We start from the raw sequence: 18,172 nt of genomic DNA, 5'->3' as shown, positions 1-18,172 counted from the left end.
GTCTCGATTTCCTTAATGGGCAGGTGCGCGCATGCTTCACTCTTATTTGTTCCCGATCTCTTACGCCTTCTTCACGTTCCCGATCGCGGCGGCGTTCTTCACGGTCCCGTTCCTGATCGTCCAATACCGGCGTCACGGGTATATTCACAAATACCGGGCTCTCATCTTGTATTTGCTGCTGCTGTATCTCATGAACGCCGTCTATCTGATCCTTCTGCCGCTGCCTTCTTCGTTCCATAACAGTCCCCCGAAGGCGAACTCGTACTTCCAATGGATCCCGTTCAACTTCCTCTCCGACATCGCCCGGGAGACGGCGGTTCGGGCGAACGAACCTTCGACCTACTGGCATCTGCTGAAGGAGAGGGCCTTCCTCCAGGTGGCGTTCAACGTCGCCCTGACGGTGCCGTTCGGCCTGTTCCTCCGGTATTACTTCCGGGCGAATTGGGTCCGCTGCCTGGCGTTCTCCTTCGCGCTGTCGCTCTTCTTCGAGGTAACGCAGGTGACGGGGATCTACGGCATCTACGACTATCCGTACCGGCTGTTCGACGTCGACGACCTGATCACGAACACGCTCGGCGGGTTGATCGGGTATCTTGCGGCCGAATGGCTCGCGTCCCATCTGCCCCGGATCGACAAGCTGGACGAGAGCGTGGATCTGTCTGCGAAGAGGGTGACGTATACCCGCCGGGCGTTGGCCGCGGCCATCGATTGGCTGATCCTGCTTCCGGCCGGCGCCATCCTGGCGATCCTTCGGATCCCGTTCCCTTACGCGTATACGCTGCTCATCGCCGTCTACTTCATGGCGATCCCCTATTCCACGAACGGCCTCACCCCAGGCAAGTGGGTCGTCCGGATCCGGCTGCGCGGGCGGGACGAACGCATCCGGGCGGGCGAGCTCTTCGTCCGGTACGGCCTGCTGTACCTGATCGTCGCGGGGCTGAACCTGGCCTACCCGGCGGTCGCCGTGCGCCAGTTCCCGCCCGTGCTGCTCATCCCGTACGCCGTCGGGCTGTTCGCGATGGACGCGACGTTCGCCGTCCATCTCGTGCGCTGCGTTTTCAACCGGAAGAGAAGGCTGTTCTACGAAGCGAGAAGCGGCACCGGGCACGTCATTACGTGAGGCCGCCCGGGCGCTGATCGCGTATGCAAGGATCGGTGTATAATAGGAGAATGCGGCTTGGAAAGGATGAGGGCATGCTGAAGGTAACGGAATACAGCGCGGAGTTCGTGAAGGATCCGTTCGGGATTCTGGCGGGCAAGCGTTACGAGTTCTTGATCGACCTGGACGTCCCGGAGGACGACGAGCTTCATTCGGAGCACGGGGTCTACGCGAGGGTTATCTTCCGGGTCGAAGGGGAGCAGTCGGCCATCGTGAAGTACGACCTGCTCGAGAGGACGACGAACCGGCTTCTGGACGTCGACCTGGAGGAGGAAGAGGAAGCGGAGCTGGCCGCCTTCTGCCGGGAGCATCTTCCGGAGGCGTAACGACAACGAAGAGCCCGGGCATTGCGCCCGAGGCTCTTCTTCTCTCTTCGTCCGTTCCCGTCACAGCATGGGGAACACGTACCGGATCAGGAAGATGAGGATTCCGAAGAAAATGATCAGGTAAGCCGCGTATTTGATAAACGTAGCGGCGACCTTGCTGGAATCCGACTTGCGCTCGACGTGGCGCTCCTCCACTTCGATATTGCGCTGCTGGGTCGACATGTCAGCCACCATCCTCTGCTCAAAAATTTGGGCGAATCGGTGTCATCGATTGTTTACCCGAAGCGGGGGAGGGTCAATCAGGGGGCGGAATCCGTCAGGGCCTCGTCTTCGCCTTCGCCAATACGTTGTCCGGAATGGCCAGCCGGTCGAACTGTTCTGCCAGCCGCCCGAGGCCGCGCCTCAGCTCGTCTCCTCCCATCGGGACGCCGTGGCCGGTCGCCGCCGCTTGCGGCTCCAGCGCCGCCAGCCGCCGCACGGATTCCCGGGCTCCGTCCCAATCGAACGTGAAGTAGGCGGGCGGTCCGTGAATCTCCTTCTCCTGCGTCAGGACGGCGAAGGCGGACTCCTGCTTGACCGTGATGAAGGCGTCTCCCGCGACGAGCGTCCGGTCGGCCTCCCGGAACAACGCGACTTGCCCCTTCGTATGGCCGGGCGCGTGAATCCATCTCCACCCGGGAAGCCCGGGGACCGTCCCGTCCTCCGGCAGCGCCCGCACCCGGTCGCCCAGATCGATTCCCTTGTGCGGATAGAGCAGGGACAGGCGGGCCATCAGACCGCCGCCCACTTCCGGATCGGCTTCCGGATAGTCGGCCCGGCCGGTCAAATAAGGCAGCTCCGCTTCGTGCGCGTAGACCGGGACGTTCGGCCACGCCTCCAGCAGCTCCCGAAGCGAGCCGACGTGGTCGAAGTGGCCGTGGGTCAGCACGATCGCCCGCGGCGGGGCCGAGCCATGCCGTTCCTTGGCGAAGTCCATGATAGTGTCGGCGAACGTGGCGACCCCGGCGTCGACCAGCACCCATTCCCGGGAGCTTGGCTCGCCGATCAGAACGACGTTCGCGATCAGCGTTCTCAGGTAGTCGACGTCGTCCGGCAGTACTCGTTCCATGCGGAATTCCTCCTATCTGCCAAGTAGGGTGGCCCTGCGGCGGCCGAATATGCGCAGGGCTTGAGCCGGCAGCCGGAACGGGGGCCAAGCGAGGGCGATCCGCGCCGCGGGTCTGCTGGCGTCGCCGGAGGTCCGGCCGAGGGGAAGGGAGTCTCAGCGGCAGAGCAGCACGTGGCGCGCGAAGGAGGCGCCCTTCCGCGCGAGGCAGCGGTCGACGATCTCGAAGCCGGCGCCGGCCAGCAGATCGTCGATCGGCTCGATCGACAGGAAGACGGCCCGATCCGCGATCCGGCGGGCGTGCTCCGCGATCGCGCGCCGCTCCTCCGGCGAGATCCGGGAGACGTGATTGTACGGAAGATCGACGACGGCCGCGTCGTAGCGCTCCTCGATCTCCGCGATGGAGCCGAGGGCGACTTCGCCCGCGAGGCCGAAGTGGGCGAGATTCTCCCGCGCGCCTTGGACGGCGAGCGGGTTGATGTCGCGCCCCGCGATGGAGATTCCCATCGAGAGGGCCTCGACCAGCACCGTGCCGATGCCGCAGCACGGATCGATCGCCTTGACGCCGGCCGGGTCGGGGACGGCGATGTTCGCGACCGCCCGGGCGAGCCTCGTGGGCAGCGCGATGGAGTACGCGCGGGGCTTGCGCAGGTGGCGATGCCAGAGGGCGGAGCTCTTCGCGTACGGGCCGAAGTGCCAGCGTCCCCCGAAGGCCGCGACTCCGAACGCCCGGTCCGGATGCCGGACGTCGGCCCTTCCCCGGATTCGGGAGCCGATCTCCCTCTCGATGTCGTGAAGCCGCTCGAACGACGGCTTGTCCGGCGGAGGGAGATCGCTTCTTTTCAACGCGCGGACCTTGAACGTTGCATCCCCCAGCTCCAGCCCTTCGGCGAACCCGGCGAGTTCTTCCACGCTTGTCCCCTCGTAGAGGACTTCGATTCTCTCCTTGATAAAAGGGCTCCGTCCCGGATCGATTCCGATCGGGCTCTTCAGGATGCCGGGGCCGGCCTCCGTCCCGAACAGGGCGCGCAGCTCCATGGCGCACAGGTCCGCCTCGTCTTCGTGGCATGCATATGTATAGAGATAGTCGGTCATGGCCCTTCCCGCCTTCGCTTGAGTCTGAACGAGCGCGTTCTGTCTTCTTCCACCACCTTATCGGCATTCGCCGCCGAATGCAATGCGGAGCGCCGGGAGCGCGGCATCCGGATCGACAAGCCGCCGCTCGGCCTCTACAATAACCTTATAGTGGGAAATAACGATAATCGCGCGGGAGGGGCAACGGAAATGAAGGATCGGATCTGCCTGGTGACGGGCGCGAATTCCGGAATCGGCCTGGCCACGGCGGCCGGCTTGGCGAGGCAAGGAGCGAGGGTCGTCCTGGCGTGCCGCAATCCCGAACGCGGGGAGGCGGCCCGCCGGGAGATCGCGGAGACGACCGGGAACCGGAACGTCGATCTGCTGATCGCCGAACTGAGCTCCCAGCGGGACGTTCGCCGGCTGGCGGAGCAAGTCCGGGAACGGTACGGCCGGCTGCACGTTCTCGTCAACAACGCCGGGGGACTGTTCCCGAAGCGACAGACGAGCCCCGACGGGTTCGAGATGACGCTCGCCGTCAATTATTTGTCGCCGTTCCTGCTGACCCATCTGCTGCTGGAGGAGCTCGAGAAGGGCGGACGCGCCCGCGTCGTGAACGTGGCTTCGGAGGTGCAGGCGAAGCGGCTCGACCCGGAGGACCTGCCGAACCCGGCGGCCTACGGCAGCTTCCAAGCGTACGGGCAGGCGAAGCTGGCGGTCGTCCTGATGACCTACTATTTGGCCGGGCGCGTCCGGGGTCGGGGAATTACAGTGAATGCGCTGCATCCAGGGGTCGTCTATACGCCGCAAGCTTCGCGAGTGGCTCCCGCGTTCGCGCGTCCGCTTATGAAGCTGTTCATGGCCTCTCCCGAGAAGGGGGCGAGAACGTCGCTGTACCTGGCCTCCTCGCCGGAAGCCGAGTCGCTGACCGGCCGATACTTCAAGGACGGCAAGCCGAAGCGGTCCGTTCCGGTCTCCTACGACGAGGAGCTTCAGCGGCGGCTGTACGAGAGAAGCTTGGAGTGGACGGGCTTGTCTTGACAGGGAAGGGACGGGAAGGGGCCGGAAGGGAAGGCTGGGATGAGGGGACGACAAGGGAGCGCAGAGGCTAGGCGGGAGCCTGCCGTCAGGCCGGTCCCGGCGCCGAATCCTGCCTCGCGAGAACCAGAGGCTGCCCGGCGGGCAGCCTGCGGCGTTCGGCCTTCCGCCCGTGGCGAGGGCGGCGGTGGAACGTCTCGCGCATGACGACCGGAAAGAGGGAGCTTCCGGCCATGGCGACCCATTCGTGCAGATGGATTTTTTTGAGCCCGACGTACAGAACCGAGCTCAGAACGATATCGTAGGCGAAGAACTTGATCAGGTCGCCTCTCGTCACGACGCAGATCACGATCTCGGACCGATGCTTGCGGGCCATGCTCTCACTCTCCCGGCGTCAATGAACGATTCAGTGTATGCGCCGGTCCTTGTCCTCATGCGGCGGGTCCGATCACTTCAGCGGGATGTAAATCTCGCATTCCGTCCCGTCCGGCGGTCCGTCCCCGGACGAACGGAAGATCTCGAGTCCCCAGGCGTCCGGATCGTGCTCCATGCCGTTCGAGCGCAGCTTCTCCAGCGCCCGGAAGTACGTCCCGTCGCGGTCTTCCCGCCGGTACGCCCCGTCGTGCCGGTAGACGGCGTACGCCTTCGCGGGGAGCTCGATTCCGGCCATCCCGTCCGGCACGACGCGAAGGGAGGCGACTTCGGCTCCCGCGATATACCGGTATTCGGGGCCGCGGCTGCGCACGGCGCCGACCCGCGTTCGGGGATCGACGGGCCGGGCGATCTCCGCCGACCTCATCTCCCATTGCGCCCACAGCTCCGGAACGATGGCGTTGGACAGGGACACGGCCGTAAAAGGAGCGGTCATCTCGAGCCCGACGACGAACGAAGCGGGACGGAACAGCTTCTTCAGCAGCGGTTCGCCGGCCGTCCCCGCCGCGCCCGGGCTTCTGCGCCCGAGCACCCCGTAGCCGCCCGAGCGGCCGACCTCGGAGTACAGCGGGACGCCCAGCCCGCTCAGCTCCTGCAAGTAGCGCAGCATCGTCCGGTACGAGACGCCGAACTCGGCGGCCAGCTCGTCCGCGGTGAAGCGCCCCCGCTCGTAGACGACCGCCGTCAATTCCATCAGCCGCCTTGTTTTGGTCATCGGCGCCGCGGTCTCCTTTTTTGTTCGAGTTAAATTGTGACAGGATTTGTCAGTATATTATAGTATGATGGGTTCGAGACAAGCAATCGAAGAAGGAGGAATTCCGTTGGCAGAGGAGCAGAAGACCGAGGCGGCGATCGTGAACAAGCCCGCGTTCCGCGCGGTGGGCCTGCGGTGGGAAGGCACGTTCGCGGAGGCGGGAGCGGGAGGCATCCGGGCCATGCAGAAGCGGTTCAAGGAGCGCTTGGGAGAGATCGAGGGGGCGAAGGACCCGGGAAGCTTGCTCGGGCTGTCCTACCATGCGTATCCGGGCGGCGAAGGGTTCGTGCACGTCGCGGCCGTCGAAGTCGGGAGCGAGGGCGGGGAAGCCGCCGTTCCGGAAGGGATGACGGCCGTGTCCGTCCCGGCTCTCGCCTACGCGTCCTGCCGCCATCGCAAGGGCCAGAGCATCGATCGCTCCTATCGGAACCTGTACCAATGGATCGAAGAGCAGGGCTGCGCCGTTCATCCGGGAGAGCTCACCCACTTCGAGGTCTATCCGATGGAGCAGGATCCGTACGACCGGGACCCGGAGTTCGAGATTCTAATCCCCGTCGCCCCGAAGAAGTAAATCGGCGCAACGAGAGAAGAGAAGCCTCGGACGAAGGTCCGGGGCTTCGGTCTGTCGGCGGAAGAGGAGAATAAGGCTTCGAAGCGAAGGGAAGGGCATCCCGGCCGAGCGGGCGGGATGCTCTCGTTCTTTTTTTTCGATAGAATAAGGGAGAAGCGAAGAACGGCGAAGGAGAGTGCCGCATGCCGGTCACGTTGGAAGAGATCATGGACAAGCTCGAGCAGTTGGGGACGGAACAGACCAAGCGGACGTTCGTCCGCCACGGGGCCAAGGAGCCTCTGTTCGGCGTGAAGGTCGGAGATTTGAAGAAGCTGGTCAAGGACGTGAAGAAGGATCAGAGCCTCGCCCGGGCGTTGTACGATACCGGCAACAGCGACGCCATGTACTTGGCCGGCCTGACCGTCGATCCGAAGACGGCAACCAAGGACATGCTGCGGGATTGGGCGCGCGCCGCCAACTGGTACATGCTGGCCGAATACGCGGTGGCCGGCGTTGCCGCCGAGAGTCCGCACGCGCTGGAGCTGGCCCGCGAATGGATCGCTTCCGGGGAGGAGACGGTCGCTTCTTGCGGCTGGAGCGCGTACGCGAACTATATCCTGATCACGCCGGACGACCGGCTCGACTTGAACGAGATCCGAAGCCTGCTGCGGCGGGCAGAGACCGGCATCCGGGAAGCGGCGAACCGCGTCCGCTATACGATGAACGGGTTCGTCATCGCCGTCGGAAGCAGCGTCGAAGCTCTCCACGAAGAAGCGCTCGAGGCGGCCCGGGCCATCGGGAAGGTCGACGTCGACATGGGCGGGACGGCTTGCAAGGTGCCGCTGGCGGAAGACTACATCGCCAAGATCAAGGCCGCCGGCAAGCTCGGGGCGAAGAAGAAAACATGCATCTGCTGAAGAAGGCGCCGCGGGCGAGATTCGGTGTTCGGGATGGAAATAAAAGTGATATAATGAAGGCGGTTACAAATGCAGCCGTCGTTCACGGAATGAGGAGGGCAAGGAGGGGATAGGGAACGAGGAAATTTGCGGCCGGCCGGGTTGCGAAGGAATCCGGCGGCATTCCGGCGGCATATAGTAATGCAGAGAAGCGAATCGAATTGAAGACGGTCATCCTGTAAGCGCAATCATTCCGGTCCTTAAACTTTAAGATATGGGGTGAGCTCGATGGGTACCCGGTTATTATCTGAGAGTCTAATCAGGAAGCGCTTTCCGCATCTTCGATACGTTCGAATTCATACGGGCGGCAAACATATGGCGACGATCTACGCCTGGAACGACCAGCTTCGGCTCGAGGACGCGGACCGCACCGCGCTCAAGCGGTTCGCCGCGACGGATCTCATTCCCTACGTCTGCTTCCGCATCAAGGAATACTCCAAGATCCAGGACGAGAAGGTCCCGCCGGTGGACGAAGTGCCCGAGTGCATCCAGCGGGCCGCCATGAACCGCAGCCTCGACCTGCAAGGAATCGTGAACGTGATGAACGGGCTGTTCTCCAGCGGGCGCATCTCCTTCAACGAATACAACCCGTGGACCGGAACGATCTACCTGAGCGTCCGCACCCCCGCCGCGCTGACGGACGTCGAGAAGGAGCTGATCGACCGGTACCTGTACGAACTCATCCCGCTCGGAGCGACGTTCGAGATCGACTACGGCGTGCCGGTATGAAGGTCCGGATCCGGACGGAAGACCCGCAAGAAGCCCCGGAACCTAGCGGATAGGCCCGGGGCTTCGTCATAAGCGGAACCGGCTTGGGCGTGCGGCCCAAGCCGGAAGAGCGCGTCAATTATGCGGCACGGCCGCGTGGCTGATGTACGGCGTAATATCGACTTGCAGCCGGTCCGCCAGCTGCTGGCCGAGCTCGGCGTCCGCGCGATAGAAGTTGCACACAGCGCGCAGCTTGGTCGGCTCCGCCACGGGCGCGAGGTCGGCCGCCAGATTGCTCAGGACGGCTTCCTTCTGCTCGTCGGAGTAGCGGTTCCACACTTGGCCCGCCTGGCCGAAGTCGTTCGTCTTGTCGATCTTCTGCCTTCCCGCCGTGCCGTTCAGCGGAGCGGCCGCGTCCTTGAAGGCCGGGTCCTCCTTCGGCGTATCCTGGTAGCGGTTCGGCTCGTAATTGATATGGGAGTTCTGCTGCTTGAAGGGCATCGCCCCGTCGCGCTGGTTGTTGTTCACCTGGGCGAACGGGCAGTTGATCGGCAGCTGCAGGTAGTTCGTCCCGATCCGGTACCGCTGGGTATCCGAGTAGGAGAACAGGCGGCCTTGAAGCAGCTTGTCTTCGGACGGCTCGATGCCGGGAACGACGACGCCGGGATTGAAGCCGACGGATTCGGTCTCGGAGAAGACGTTGGCCGGGTTCCGGTTCAGCGTCATCGTGCCGACCGGCTGGTACGGGATGACGTCCTCGAACCAATCCTTCGTCGCGTCGAGCGGATCGAAGTCGAAGCTGTCGATATCGGCGGGATCGAGAATTTGGACGAACAGGTCCCATTCGGGGTAGTCCCCGCGTTCGATCGCCTCGTACAGGTCGCGGCTGGCGTGGTTGAAGTCGACCGCCTGGATGGCGGACGCCTCCTGCCGGGTCAGGTTCTTGATTCCTTGCTTCGGCACCCAGCGCAGCTTCACGTAGACGGTGTTGCCGTAGGCGTTGATCCACTTGAAGGCGTGAACGCTGGAGCCCCTCAGGTGGCGGTAGTCGGCGGGAATGCCTTCGTCGGAGAACAGGTGCAGCAGCATGTTCGTCGATTCCGGCGTCAGGGACATGAAGTCCCAATAGCGGTCTTCATGCTGGATATTGGTGCGGGGATCCGGCTTCAGAGCGTGGACCATGTCCGGGAACTTCATGGCGTCCCGGATGAAGAAGACCGGGAGGTTGTTGCCGACGAAGTCGTAATTGCCTTCCGTCGTGTAGAACTTGACGGCGAAGCCGCGGGGATCGCGCAGCGTCTCCGGCGAATGCTGGCCGTGGATGACGGTGGAGAAGCGGACGAACACCGGCGTCTCCGTGCCTTCGTCCTGCAGGAAGGCGGCCTTCGTGTAGCGCTTCATGCTGTGGGTCAGCTTGAACACGCCGTGCGCTCCGGCGCCCCGCGCGTGCACGACGCGCTCCGGCACCCGCTCGCGGTCGAAGTGGGCGAGCTTCTCCAGCAGCTGGTAATCCTCCAATAAAGTCGGTCCTCGTTGTCCGGCCGTTCTCGAGTTCTGATTGTCCCCGATGGGGACCCCCTGGTTGGTGGTCAATCTGTCCATGACTCATTCTCCCTTCCCGCTCGATAGAGATTCGTTCACGTTCCTTCAACGAGATGACGGATTCGATGGATGGCTTCAATCCCACTTTAAACGCTAGTCATATGATAGTCAATATTTTATAATAATAATTATAATGTAAAACGGTTACATTATTTGTTCCTTTATGTCTAATCTAGGACTATTCGAGCGGGGGGGAGCTTTATGCGCGAGAATTGGAGCGTCGAAGAGATCGTCGGCCGGTTCAAGGACCGGGGGATGCGGATGACGCCGCAGAGGATGGAAGTGCTGAGGCTTCTGACGGAGATGTCCCATCCGACGGCCGAGCAGCTGTTCGAGAAGGTTCACGCGCGGTTCCCCTTCGTCAGCCAGGCGACGATCTACAATACGCTGAGGGCGCTGAAGGAGATCGGGGTCGTCGCCGAGCTCGCGGGCGGCGGCCAGCGGGTGCTCCATTACGAGATGGCGAGCGGGGAACGCTGCCACTTCACGTGCCGGAGCTGCGGGCAGATACGGGACGTGGAGACGGATGAGCCGCCGATCGCCAAGGATCTGCCGAAGCTGCACGGCTCGTACCGCATCGAGGACTACCGCCTCGAGCTGTTCGGGGTGTGCCCGGAATGCGCAGAAGGGACGTGAGGCCCGGCTTAGCCCGGGCCGCGTAAGGACGCCGAAGCGCCGCGACGAAGCGAGAAGAGCCGCCTCGCGGTTCCGAGCGAACCGGAGACGGCCCTGGGGACAATCGAACGCCTCAGAAGCAGGTGAACGACTCGATGGTGCGCAGATCCAATCCGGTGTATACCCAGGAGAAGCCGGTCCAACGGAAGCCGGCGACGGACGTCCTGCCGACGAAGGTCGGGTAGAACCAGAAGTTGTTGCCGGACCGCATCCACACGTAGGTGTTGCGGAACAGGCAGCGGCGGATCGCGCCGGGATCGACGGCGAGCGTGGCCGTCTGAGGCCGCGGCGGGACGGTCTGGGGAGGCGGCGACCCCGGCGGCTGCTGAGGCCCTTGCGGTCCCATGGGCGGCATGAACGACATGGCGATCAAGCTCCTTTTGACGAGAATAGGGTTGACCGGCGACTACAGCAGCGACAGGGTCAGAAGGTTGAACAGGACGAGGGGAAGAACGAATCCGGGTCCTCCGAATCCAGGTCCGAATCCCGGCCCGAAGCCGGGGCCGAACCCCGGTCCGGGGAAGAAGCGTTCTTGGGGAGAGTGCGGCTGCATCAGATAGACGACTCCCCGGTCGTAGTGGACGAGGGTGCCTTCGAACACTTCCCCGTCCAGCGTCTCGGCGCGGACCGTGCGATGCAGGCAGTGGCCGCAGATGCCGTGCATATGGGCCGTGTGGGCCTTCACCCAGTTCTTGATGTCGTCCGATGCCTGGTACACGACCTGCGGTTCGGCCCGGTAAGGCAAGCTCATGGCGGTATCCTCCTTATGGCGCGCGAATGGAACTGCTGCATCCTATGCGAATGCCCAGGAGGAGGTGCGGGAGCCGGCGAGAAACGCGGCGGGCAGGTACGGGGGGAAGGGGGAGGCTTGGCGGCTTCGAAGGAATAGCGCTCCTTCCGTCGGCTCTTCGAAGACGGCCCCACGCGCGGGGAGGAGCGGAGAGATGGAAGCGCCGAGAGAGCCGGGAGAGCTGGAAGAGGCTGGAGAGCTGGGAGAGCTGGGAGAGCCGGGAGAGCTGGTAGAGCCGGGAGAACCGGGGAGGCCGAGGGGAGCCGGAAGCCCGGGGAATGCCGGGAGGACGAGAGCCGCCGCGGCGCTCGCCTTTAGTAGGTCTCCTGCGCGTACTTGCCGAGCTTCTTCAGGAGCCGGGCCGCGAGAGCCTTCTCTTCCTCCGACAGACCGCCGACGGCTCTTCCGATCGCTTCCGCGTGATTCGGGAACACGTCCTCGATGAACGCCCTCCCTTGGTCCGTAATCTCCGCGTAGATCAGCCGCCGGTCCTCGGTCGAAGCCTTGCGCAGGGCGAACCCCTTCTGCTCCAGCTTGTCGACGACGTACGTGATGTTGCCGCTGCTCATCAGCACCTTGCTGCCGATCTGCTGGATCGGCTGGGCTCCCTTGTGGTAGAGGAGCTCGAGCACCCCGAACTCGGTCCGGTTCATGCCGTGGCGCTTGATGTCCCGATCGGCGTGGGCGTTCACCCACTGGCTTGCCCGGGAGAGCGCGATATAGAGCTGCAAGGATTGTTCTTGATCGTCCGGACGCATGGAGCGGATCGACCGCCTTTCCGGGGCAGATAACCCCAATTGCATATCTTAAAATAAAGATATTCCGAAAAGGGCCGCCCTGTCAACCCGCCAGCCGGAATGTCCCCTTCCGGAAATGGTTACCGTATACCGGTAAGCGAATCCGGAAGCGAAGGAGTTGCGGCGATATGGGGCCGAATAGAGGGTTTGTTCTCGTCTGGCTGGCGGCGATTCTGGGATGGCTGGCAGGGGCTCCCGCCGCCGGGGCCGAGCCGCCGTCCCCCGCCTTGAAGGCGGCCTTCGTCCGCCAGGGCGATCTGTGGACGAGAGAAGGGAATCGGGAGACGCGGCTCACGACGGGCGAGTTCGCGCGGAATCCGAGGTGGTCGGAAGACGGAAGGTGGATCGCTTATACGCGGGGCGAGCAGGAACGGGAGCTGTGGCTTCGGAAAATCGGAGAGCCGCAAGGCCGGCGAATCTCCGCCGACGCCGGCAACCGGTTCGAATGGGCGCCGACGGGCGATCGGCTCGCCTTCCAATCGGAGGACCGGCTCTACTGGATCGACGCGGGCCGCCCGGACAAGCCGACCGCGGCCGCCTCGGGAATCGGCCGGTTCTCCTGGCGGCCGGACGGGCGCGGCTTCGTCGCGTCGTCCCAGGCGAGCCTCCTGCCGGACGGAAGCTGGACGCCGGTGCGGATCTTGAGCCTTCCGCTCGCGGGACCGGACGGCGGTCCGGCTCCGGCGCATACGATCTACACGCTGCCGGCGCGGTCGGACGACTTCTTCGCCGTCGGCACGAGTCTCTTCAAGTGGTCGGCGGACGGGCGATGGATGGCGTTCCTGGCGACGCCGACCGCTTCCCTGTCGGCGGACGACAATACGCTGTGCGTCCTCTCCGCGGACGGCTCGACCTTCCAGCGGGTCGACCGGATGGCGAACAACGAATCGTGGTTCGAATGGGCGGATAGGGGAGACGAGCTGGCTTATATCGCCGGGATCGGCCGGGAAGCGACGGCGAACAAGACGCTGCGGGTCGCGAAGATTCCGCTGGGCAAGCCGGCCTCGTATACGCCGGCGGGCTACGTCGACCAGGGGTTCGCGTGGGAAGGGCCGGCGCGCATCGTCGCGTCCCGGGCGAAGGAGCAGGCCCGGTGGAACGCGGATCCGGGCGCGCGCCCGTTCCCCTTCCTCGTCGGAATCGGCTTGGACGACCGGCGCCAGAAGCGGCTGACCCCGAAGCCGCGGACGGCGGGCGACTACGGCCCGGTCTACCTGCCGGCGCAGCGTACGCTCGCCTGGGTGCGGTCCGACCGGAAGACGGCGAGCGTCTTCGTGGCCGATCCGGAAGGCCGCGGGGCGAAGGAGTGGATCCGCTCCCTCGATCTCGGCCCGAACTTCTACGAGCAATGGAATTGGGGCGCGGTGCTGCAGTTTTATAAAGGCGAAGCGGCGGGATAACGACGGACGCCGGGCGGCTACCCCTCCGCCCGGCGTCTTCTCTTCGCGTAGAACTCGGCGGCCTTGTGCCGGTTGCCGCACGTCTCCATGCTGCACCAGCGCCTCTTGCCGCTCTTGGACGTATCGACGAAGCGCAAGAGGCAATCGTCGTGCTCGCACTTGCGGATCCGGTCCGCCGGCACCGCCGCCAGCGTGTCCGCGAGGGAGCGGACGATCGGATAGGCGATGGCGTCCGGCCCCGCTTTTCCCATATAGGAGAGCTGGAGAGAGCCCTCTTCTTGGTGAATGGCCATCTCCAGAGTCAGGGAAGCGGCTCTCTCTTGCAGAAGACGGAGAGACTCCTCCGAGAGCTCCCCGTTCCGCTCCAGGTCGGCGAGAACGCGGAAGACCAGCTCCCGCAGCTCGACGAGCAAGGCGTGGGCGGATTCGCCGGAGACCGTCTCCGCGAAGGCCGACAGGCCGTTGTCCTCCAGCCATTGCCGCTCCGCGGCCGGATCGAGCAGCCGGTCGGTTCGCTTCTTATCCTGCATGCGGATCGTATTGGCCAGGTTGATCCATAAGGCTCCGCCCAGCGTGTTGACGGTTCGTTCCACGTTCGTTCATCTCCGATCGAGAGGCGTATACCGCGGCCGGATTACAGCCGCAGCGTCTCTTTGGCTTGCAGGACGTTCAGTTGTATTCTATCACGCGCGGCGGCGGCCAGGCGATCCGGAATGTCCGAAGTCTCCCGGTAGAGCGGCGGATGGTGGATGGCGACGTAGTGGATCGGGACGAGTCTCTTCGCGCCGAGGACGACCGCCGCCGCGACGGCCTGCTCGGGCGTCAGGCAGATCGGCTGGCCGCTCGGCGTCCGGCCGGGCAGCTCCAGAACGGCGCCGTTCACCGGAAGGCACGCGGCGTCGAAGGGGCCGTGCTCGGCGGCGACCGCCCACCAGTATCCGTGCCAGAGCGTATCCCCGCCATGGAAGATCCGCTTGCCGTCGCCTTCCACGACCCACGACACCTGAGGGTCTCCCATTCCGTCTACCGCAGGTGCCGCGGTCGCCCGAAGCGAGCCGATCTCGAACGTCTCTCCGGCACCCGCGCCGCGCACGTTCGCAAGCCCCGCCTCCCGTGCCAGATGAGCCGTCTCCGCCGGAAGGAACACGGGAGTGTCCGCTCCATAGAACGTCTTGATCGCCTCCGGGTCGAAGTGGTCGGCATGGTGATGGGTGATCAGCACGGCATCGACCGCCCCGAATTCGCCCAGCGGGTACAAGGGTTCGCGAGACTCGCCGTACTTGGCCGGAAAATGATACAAAGGATCGATCGCAACGCTCGTCGCGCCGGCTTGAACGCGGATGCCCGCCCAGGGCAGCTTCTGAAGATTCATTTGTTTTCCCGTCCTCTCGTTTATAACCTATAAAATTCATTTTAGGGGTTACACATGCATCGTAACCGATTTTTCATAACCTGTAAATAGTTATTTTAGAGGTTATAACAAATCGGAGGAGGACCCGCTCGCATGCTGGCTATTATTCGGACTGAGCTTTGCGGGGCTTGAGCCGCGCCGAGAGTTTGCGCGTACCTGACTCCGGTTCCGGCGACAATTGGATAAATAAAAAAAAAAAGCGCCCGCGAAAGGCGCTTTTTCTCCATGCCGACGATTACTTCAGCGGACGGCCGAACGATCCCTGGAAGGCGATCTCTTCGATCGGCAGGCGCGGGGAAGGGACTTCGCGCTCGCGCATGCCGTCCGGCAGGTTCTCCTTCGGACCTTGGTAGCCGAGGGCCACGAGCGCCTGGATGGCGTACTCCTCCGGAACTCCGAGGATCTCGCGCGCCTTGGCTTGGTCGAAGCCGAGCATCGCGTGGGTAGCCAGCCCTTGCCTCGTCGCTTCCAGGGCGAAGAGGCCCCAGGCGGAACCGGTGTCGAACGCGTGCGAGACGAAGTCTCCTTTGTCCGATACCTTCTTGGAGACGATCAGGACGAGAACGGGAGCCTTCTCGCACCAGGAACGGTTGAATTCGTTGATGAACGGGAAGAACGTCTCGCGTTCCTCGCGGGTGCGGGCGACGATGAATCGCCAAGGCTGGAAGTTAAAGGCGGACGGAGCCCAACGGGCCGCTTCCAGCACGCTTTTGAGAGTCGTCTCCGGCACTTCCTTCTCGAGGAAGGAGCGGGGGGACCAGCGGTTCAGGTTCACCTCGTCGATCGGGTAAGCGGCTTGCCGCGCTTGCGCGACTTCGGTCTTCAGAGTGCTCATGATGAATCCTCCTGTTCAAGTTCGGTTCGATGCCGAGATAGGTCGAATAACTGTGCCAATCTAACCCTTAGTATAACCACTTGGCTAACTAATGTATAGTAACTTATAACGAACGGAAGCGGTAAAAACGCAAAATCCGATTGAATTATAAGGAATTATCCCTTACATTGATAAAAAAAGGAAATGCCGAATGGCTGGAAGGAGAGCGGCGATGGCCCGTAAAATTCTCGTAAGCGCCTGTTTGCTCGGGCATAAAGTGCGGTACGACAACGGGGACGTGCCTTGCCTCGACCCGCGGTTCATTCGCTGGTACGAAGAAGGGCGAATGGTGCACATCTGCCCGGAGGTGACCGGAGGCCTTCCGACCCCGCGGCCGGACGCCCAGATCGTGGGAGACCGCGTGCTGACGGGGGCCGGCGCGGACGTCACCGCCGAATTCGAGAAGGGAGCGCAAGCCGCGCTGAAGCTGGCGAAGGAACACGAAATCGCGCTCGCCATTCTCAAGCAGGACAGCCCTTCTTGCGGCACGCTGCGCATCTACGACGGGACGTTCACCGATACGCTCGCGGAAGGGCAGGGGCGAACGACGGCGCTGCTGCGGGACAACGGATTCAAGGTGTTCGGGGAGGATCAGCTGGACGAAGTCGAGCGGGAGCTGGCATCGATCGACGGGGCGTCGCGCTAGATCGGCGGGCGAAGCGCTTCGAGGGCGTCCTTCAGCTTGCCGATGAACAGCCGGGCGGCGTTCGAGAAGGCCTTCTCCTCCGAGCGCAGCCAGCCGAGGTAGATCGGCTCCGGATCGGGCAGCTCGAGGGGCAGCGTGACGATCTCTTCCCGCATGTAAGCCTGCAGGCCGGCGAAGGAGAAGTCGAGGCCGACCGTGCCGGCGATGCCCTCCTTGACCGACTTGCGGATCGCTTCGGTATTGTTCGTCGAGAACAGGACGGCGATCGGGCCGTAGGCCGCGCAGATCCGCTCCATGTAGGCCTTGACCGTCTCGTCCTTGTACAGCACGAGCGGCAGTCCGGCCAGCTCCTGCGGCTTCACCGTCTTCCCGTGAGCGAGGGGCGATTGGCGGCTGACGGCGACGACCATCTTCGCATCCATCAGCTTGCCGAAGACCAGTCCCCGGCTCGGGCTCTTCTCTTCGTGCAGGACGGTCAGGCCGATGTCGGCCCGGTTATGGCGAATGTCGTCTTCGATCTCGGCCGTTCCCGTCTCGACGATCTCGACGGAGATGCGCGGGTACTCCTTCTTGAAGCCGATGACGGCGTCGACCGCGAGGGAGAGGGGACCGGGGATCGTCGCGAGCTTCAGCTCCCCGGCCTGGTCCCGGGAGAGGCCGGCCGCCTCGTTCCGAAGCTCCTGGACTTTGCCCGCGATCTCGAAGGCGAGCCGGACGATCCGCTGGCCTTCGGGCGTCGGCTCGGATCCGGTGCGGGACCGCTTGAACAGAACGACGCCGAGCTCCGTCTCGAGGGCGGAGATCGATTGGCTCACGGCGGACAGGGTGATGTGCAGGTTGCGGGCGGCGCCGGTCAGGGTGCCGGTCTTGGCTACCTCGACGACGCATTCCAGCTGCTCCAGGTTCATGGTCTCCTTGGTCTCCTCCCCGCGGTCCGATTCGTACTAGGTCCACTATAGCTCGCGGGTCGAAGCGGGGCAAGTCGGCGAGGGGACGGGCCATTCCGGCGGAAAAGCGGGAGAACCAAAAAAAGGACAAGCGGCCGGCCATAAGGCGCGGCGGCTTGTCCTTCGCAGGCGTCCCGTTATTTGAACGAAGCGTAGCCTTGGTCGACCATGACGACGCTGCCGTTGATCGCTTCGGCGTCCTCGAGAGAGATTAGGTACACCGACTTCGCGATCGCTTCCGGCTTCGTCAGCTCTCCGCCCATCACCTTGGCGCGCATGCTGTCGATGAGGCCGGCATTTTTGTACCCTTGAAGGATCGGCGTGTCCACCGCGCCGGGGGCGATCGCCACGACGCGAATGCCGTAAGGAGCGAGCTCCAGCGCCGCGGACTTGGACATCATGACGACCGCGCCCTTGGTCGCGTGGTAGGCGAACGTGCCGGGCGAGGCGAGGAAGCCGAACACGGAGGCGGTGTTGATAATGACTCCCTTGATGCCGAGCTCCTTCATCTTCCGGCCGGCGGCCATGATGCCGTAGGCGACCCCGTGCTGGTTGACGCCGATCGTGCGGTGGTACAGCTCCATGTTTTGCTCCAGGACGGGGCCCGCGCCGCCGATCCCGGCGTTGTTGAACATGACGTCGATGCGTCCGAAGCGGGCGACGGCCTCCTCGACCAGCGCCTCGACGCTGTCTTGGCTCGACACGTCGACCCGCGCGAAGCAGGCTTCCCCTCCGTTGTCCTCGATCAACCGAACCGTCTCCCGGCCGCCGGCCTCGTTGAAGTCCGCCACGACGACCCGGTCGCCCTTGCGGGCGAAGTGCAGGCAAGTCTCGCGGCCGATGCCGCTCGCTCCCCCCGTTATTACCGCAACGCGTTGCTCGCTCATCTCGAATCCCTCCCGTGTCGAATGGAGCCTTCATCTCCCGC

At 63.9% G+C, this 18,172-nt stretch carries 23 protein-coding genes; 9 read left to right on the top strand and 14 right to left on the bottom strand.

Translation table 11 applies throughout. The features are described 5' to 3' along the window. Positions 1–31: 31 nt before the first annotated feature. Both H7B90_RS20420 and H7B90_RS20415 read left to right on the top strand, forming a co-directional pair. Entirely contained in the window at positions 32–1,120 is a 1,089-nt protein-coding gene (locus H7B90_RS20420) for a VanZ family protein (RefSeq protein ID WP_185137745.1), read from the top strand. A 74-nt stretch (positions 1,121–1,194) separates the two neighbouring features. Beyond that, positions 1,195–1,485 carry a DUF6509 family protein gene (locus tag H7B90_RS20415; protein WP_185137744.1) on the top strand — a complete coding sequence of 97 codons (291 nt, stop codon included), beginning with the start codon at positions 1,195–1,197 and terminating at the stop codon, positions 1,483–1,485. 60 nt (positions 1,486–1,545) lie between these two features. Here the strand turns inward: H7B90_RS20415 and H7B90_RS20410 are convergent, their stop codons facing one another. The 3 genes from H7B90_RS20410 to H7B90_RS20400 form a co-directional block, all read right to left on the bottom strand. Then, positions 1,546–1,707: a hypothetical protein gene (locus H7B90_RS20410; RefSeq protein WP_185137743.1), complete on the bottom strand. Its 162-nt coding sequence runs from the start codon at positions 1,705–1,707 to the stop codon at positions 1,546–1,548. Positions 1,708–1,801: 94 nt separating this feature from the next. Further along, positions 1,802–2,593, bottom strand: coding sequence for an MBL fold metallo-hydrolase (locus H7B90_RS20405; RefSeq protein ID WP_185137742.1), 792 nt, complete (start codon positions 2,591–2,593; stop codon positions 1,802–1,804). Positions 2,594–2,746: 153 nt separating this feature from the next. Beyond that, a complete protein-coding gene (locus tag H7B90_RS20400) occupies positions 2,747–3,685 on the bottom strand; it encodes a TRM11 family SAM-dependent methyltransferase (RefSeq protein ID WP_260411133.1) in 939 nt (312 codons plus the stop codon). A gap of 189 nt (positions 3,686–3,874) precedes the next feature. On the opposite strand from H7B90_RS20400, the gene H7B90_RS20395 reads away from it, so the two are divergent. Further along, complete coding sequence (locus tag H7B90_RS20395) at positions 3,875–4,705, top strand: SDR family oxidoreductase (RefSeq protein WP_185137741.1); 831 nt, start codon at positions 3,875–3,877, stop codon at positions 4,703–4,705. Positions 4,706–4,790: 85 nt separating this feature from the next. Here H7B90_RS20395 and H7B90_RS20390 read toward each other — a convergent pair whose 3' ends face one another. Then, positions 4,791–5,078 (bottom strand): hypothetical protein, encoded by a 288-nt coding sequence (locus tag H7B90_RS20390; protein WP_185137740.1) that lies wholly within the window; start codon positions 5,076–5,078, stop codon positions 4,791–4,793. 72 nt (positions 5,079–5,150) lie between these two features. Next, complete coding sequence (locus H7B90_RS33730; protein ID WP_185137739.1) at positions 5,151–5,849, bottom strand: HTH domain-containing protein; 699 nt, start codon at positions 5,847–5,849, stop codon at positions 5,151–5,153. A 106-nt stretch (positions 5,850–5,955) separates the two neighbouring features. Between H7B90_RS33730 and H7B90_RS20380 the strand changes: the two genes are divergently transcribed. From H7B90_RS20380 to H7B90_RS20370, 3 genes are all read left to right on the top strand, one after another. Beyond that, entirely contained in the window at positions 5,956–6,459 is a 504-nt protein-coding gene (locus H7B90_RS20380; protein WP_185137738.1) for a GyrI-like domain-containing protein, read from the top strand. A 182-nt stretch (positions 6,460–6,641) separates the two neighbouring features. After that, complete coding sequence (locus tag H7B90_RS20375; protein WP_185137737.1) at positions 6,642–7,355, top strand: DNA alkylation repair protein; 714 nt, start codon at positions 6,642–6,644, stop codon at positions 7,353–7,355. A 354-nt stretch (positions 7,356–7,709) separates the two neighbouring features. After that, the gene (locus H7B90_RS20370; RefSeq protein ID WP_246578767.1) at positions 7,710–8,123 is read left to right on the top strand and encodes a hypothetical protein; all 414 of its coding nucleotides are present in this window, start codon (positions 7,710–7,712) and stop codon (positions 8,121–8,123) included. A gap of 114 nt (positions 8,124–8,237) precedes the next feature. Here the strand turns inward: H7B90_RS20370 and H7B90_RS20365 are convergent, their stop codons facing one another. After that, positions 8,238–9,704 (bottom strand): catalase, encoded by a 1,467-nt coding sequence (locus tag H7B90_RS20365; RefSeq protein ID WP_185137735.1) that lies wholly within the window; start codon positions 9,702–9,704, stop codon positions 8,238–8,240. A gap of 201 nt (positions 9,705–9,905) precedes the next feature. Here H7B90_RS20365 and H7B90_RS20360 point away from each other — a divergent pair, with 201 nt between their 5' ends. Further along, on the top strand, positions 9,906–10,340 hold the full coding sequence (locus tag H7B90_RS20360; RefSeq protein ID WP_185137734.1) for a Fur family transcriptional regulator: 435 nt from the start codon (positions 9,906–9,908) through the stop codon (positions 10,338–10,340). 112 nt (positions 10,341–10,452) lie between these two features. Here the strand turns inward: H7B90_RS20360 and H7B90_RS20355 are convergent, their stop codons facing one another. The 3 genes from H7B90_RS20355 to H7B90_RS20345 form a co-directional block, all read right to left on the bottom strand. Beyond that, positions 10,453–10,743: a transporter gene (locus H7B90_RS20355; RefSeq protein WP_185137733.1), complete on the bottom strand. Its 291-nt coding sequence runs from the start codon at positions 10,741–10,743 to the stop codon at positions 10,453–10,455. 42 nt (positions 10,744–10,785) lie between these two features. Next, positions 10,786–11,130, bottom strand: coding sequence for a hypothetical protein (locus tag H7B90_RS20350; protein WP_185137732.1), 345 nt, complete (start codon positions 11,128–11,130; stop codon positions 10,786–10,788). A gap of 353 nt (positions 11,131–11,483) precedes the next feature. Further along, the gene (locus H7B90_RS20345) at positions 11,484–11,927 is read right to left on the bottom strand and encodes a MarR family winged helix-turn-helix transcriptional regulator (protein WP_185137731.1); all 444 of its coding nucleotides are present in this window, start codon (positions 11,925–11,927) and stop codon (positions 11,484–11,486) included. 167 nt (positions 11,928–12,094) lie between these two features. Between H7B90_RS20345 and H7B90_RS20340 the strand changes: the two genes are divergently transcribed. Next, positions 12,095–13,366 carry a TolB-like translocation protein gene (locus H7B90_RS20340; protein WP_185137730.1) on the top strand — a complete coding sequence of 424 codons (1,272 nt, stop codon included), beginning with the start codon at positions 12,095–12,097 and terminating at the stop codon, positions 13,364–13,366. A 17-nt stretch (positions 13,367–13,383) separates the two neighbouring features. Here the strand turns inward: H7B90_RS20340 and H7B90_RS32590 are convergent, their stop codons facing one another. From H7B90_RS32590 to H7B90_RS20325, 3 genes are all read right to left on the bottom strand, one after another. Continuing rightward, positions 13,384–13,959: a CGNR zinc finger domain-containing protein gene (locus H7B90_RS32590; RefSeq protein ID WP_212961536.1), complete on the bottom strand. Its 576-nt coding sequence runs from the start codon at positions 13,957–13,959 to the stop codon at positions 13,384–13,386. A gap of 41 nt (positions 13,960–14,000) precedes the next feature. Next, a complete protein-coding gene (locus tag H7B90_RS20330; protein WP_185137729.1) occupies positions 14,001–14,738 on the bottom strand; it encodes an MBL fold metallo-hydrolase in 738 nt (245 codons plus the stop codon). 274 nt (positions 14,739–15,012) lie between these two features. Next, entirely contained in the window at positions 15,013–15,612 is a 600-nt protein-coding gene (locus H7B90_RS20325; protein ID WP_185137728.1) for a nitroreductase family protein, read from the bottom strand. 211 nt (positions 15,613–15,823) lie between these two features. Here H7B90_RS20325 and H7B90_RS20320 point away from each other — a divergent pair, with 211 nt between their 5' ends. Next, a complete protein-coding gene (locus tag H7B90_RS20320) occupies positions 15,824–16,297 on the top strand; it encodes a 2-thiouracil desulfurase family protein (RefSeq protein WP_185137727.1) in 474 nt (157 codons plus the stop codon). On the opposite strand, the gene H7B90_RS20315 is transcribed toward H7B90_RS20320, so the two are convergent. Continuing rightward, positions 16,294–17,205: a LysR family transcriptional regulator gene (locus tag H7B90_RS20315; protein ID WP_185137726.1), complete on the bottom strand. Its 912-nt coding sequence runs from the start codon at positions 17,203–17,205 to the stop codon at positions 16,294–16,296. The genes H7B90_RS20320 and H7B90_RS20315 overlap by 4 nt on opposite strands. 176 nt (positions 17,206–17,381) lie before the next feature. Beyond that, positions 17,382–18,131, bottom strand: a complete 750-nt coding sequence (locus H7B90_RS20310) for an SDR family NAD(P)-dependent oxidoreductase (RefSeq protein ID WP_185137725.1) — start codon at positions 18,129–18,131, stop codon at positions 17,382–17,384. Positions 18,132–18,172 lie beyond the last annotated feature (41 nt).

Source organism: Cohnella xylanilytica (assembly GCF_014212175.1).
GTDB lineage: Bacteria > Bacillota > Bacilli > Paenibacillales > Paenibacillaceae > Cohnella > Cohnella xylanilytica.
The sequence above is the reverse complement of the archived record's forward strand: the minus strand, read 5'-3'. Positions and strand labels throughout refer to the sequence as shown.

What these genes read in the sequence shown, in the direction of transcription:
- H7B90_RS20420 (WP_185137745.1), top strand. Translation starts at nt 32, where the DNA reads ATGCTTCACTCTTATTTGTTCCCGATCTCTTACGCCTTCTTCACGTTC.
- H7B90_RS20415 (WP_185137744.1), top strand. Translation starts at nt 1,195, where the DNA reads ATGCTGAAGGTAACGGAATACAGCGCGGAGTTCGTGAAGGATCCGTTC.
- H7B90_RS20410 (WP_185137743.1), bottom strand. Translation starts at nt 1,707, where the DNA reads ATGTCGACCCAGCAGCGCAATATCGAAGTGGAGGAGCGCCACGTCGAG.
- H7B90_RS20405 (WP_185137742.1), bottom strand. Translation starts at nt 2,593, where the DNA reads ATGGAACGAGTACTGCCGGACGACGTCGACTACCTGAGAACGCTGATC.
- H7B90_RS20400 (WP_260411133.1), bottom strand. Translation starts at nt 3,685, where the DNA reads ATGACCGACTATCTCTATACATATGCATGCCACGAAGACGAGGCGGAC.
- H7B90_RS20395 (WP_185137741.1), top strand. Translation starts at nt 3,875, where the DNA reads ATGAAGGATCGGATCTGCCTGGTGACGGGCGCGAATTCCGGAATCGGC.
- H7B90_RS20390 (WP_185137740.1), bottom strand. Translation starts at nt 5,078, where the DNA reads ATGGCCCGCAAGCATCGGTCCGAGATCGTGATCTGCGTCGTGACGAGA.
- H7B90_RS33730 (WP_185137739.1), bottom strand. Translation starts at nt 5,849, where the DNA reads ATGACCAAAACAAGGCGGCTGATGGAATTGACGGCGGTCGTCTACGAG.
- H7B90_RS20375 (WP_185137737.1), top strand. Translation starts at nt 6,642, where the DNA reads ATGCCGGTCACGTTGGAAGAGATCATGGACAAGCTCGAGCAGTTGGGG.
- H7B90_RS20370 (WP_246578767.1), top strand. Translation starts at nt 7,710, where the DNA reads ATGGCGACGATCTACGCCTGGAACGACCAGCTTCGGCTCGAGGACGCG.
- H7B90_RS20365 (WP_185137735.1), bottom strand. Translation starts at nt 9,704, where the DNA reads ATGGACAGATTGACCACCAACCAGGGGGTCCCCATCGGGGACAATCAG.
- H7B90_RS20360 (WP_185137734.1), top strand. Translation starts at nt 9,906, where the DNA reads ATGCGCGAGAATTGGAGCGTCGAAGAGATCGTCGGCCGGTTCAAGGAC.
- H7B90_RS20355 (WP_185137733.1), bottom strand. Translation starts at nt 10,743, where the DNA reads ATGTCGTTCATGCCGCCCATGGGACCGCAAGGGCCTCAGCAGCCGCCG.
- H7B90_RS20350 (WP_185137732.1), bottom strand. Translation starts at nt 11,130, where the DNA reads ATGAGCTTGCCTTACCGGGCCGAACCGCAGGTCGTGTACCAGGCATCG.
- H7B90_RS20345 (WP_185137731.1), bottom strand. Translation starts at nt 11,927, where the DNA reads ATGCGTCCGGACGATCAAGAACAATCCTTGCAGCTCTATATCGCGCTC.
- H7B90_RS20340 (WP_185137730.1), top strand. Translation starts at nt 12,095, where the DNA reads ATGGGGCCGAATAGAGGGTTTGTTCTCGTCTGGCTGGCGGCGATTCTG.
- H7B90_RS20330 (WP_185137729.1), bottom strand. Translation starts at nt 14,738, where the DNA reads ATGAATCTTCAGAAGCTGCCCTGGGCGGGCATCCGCGTTCAAGCCGGC.
- H7B90_RS20325 (WP_185137728.1), bottom strand. Translation starts at nt 15,612, where the DNA reads ATGAGCACTCTGAAGACCGAAGTCGCGCAAGCGCGGCAAGCCGCTTAC.
- H7B90_RS20320 (WP_185137727.1), top strand. Translation starts at nt 15,824, where the DNA reads ATGGCCCGTAAAATTCTCGTAAGCGCCTGTTTGCTCGGGCATAAAGTG.
- H7B90_RS20315 (WP_185137726.1), bottom strand. Translation starts at nt 17,205, where the DNA reads ATGAACCTGGAGCAGCTGGAATGCGTCGTCGAGGTAGCCAAGACCGGC.
- H7B90_RS20310 (WP_185137725.1), bottom strand. Translation starts at nt 18,131, where the DNA reads ATGAGCGAGCAACGCGTTGCGGTAATAACGGGGGGAGCGAGCGGCATC.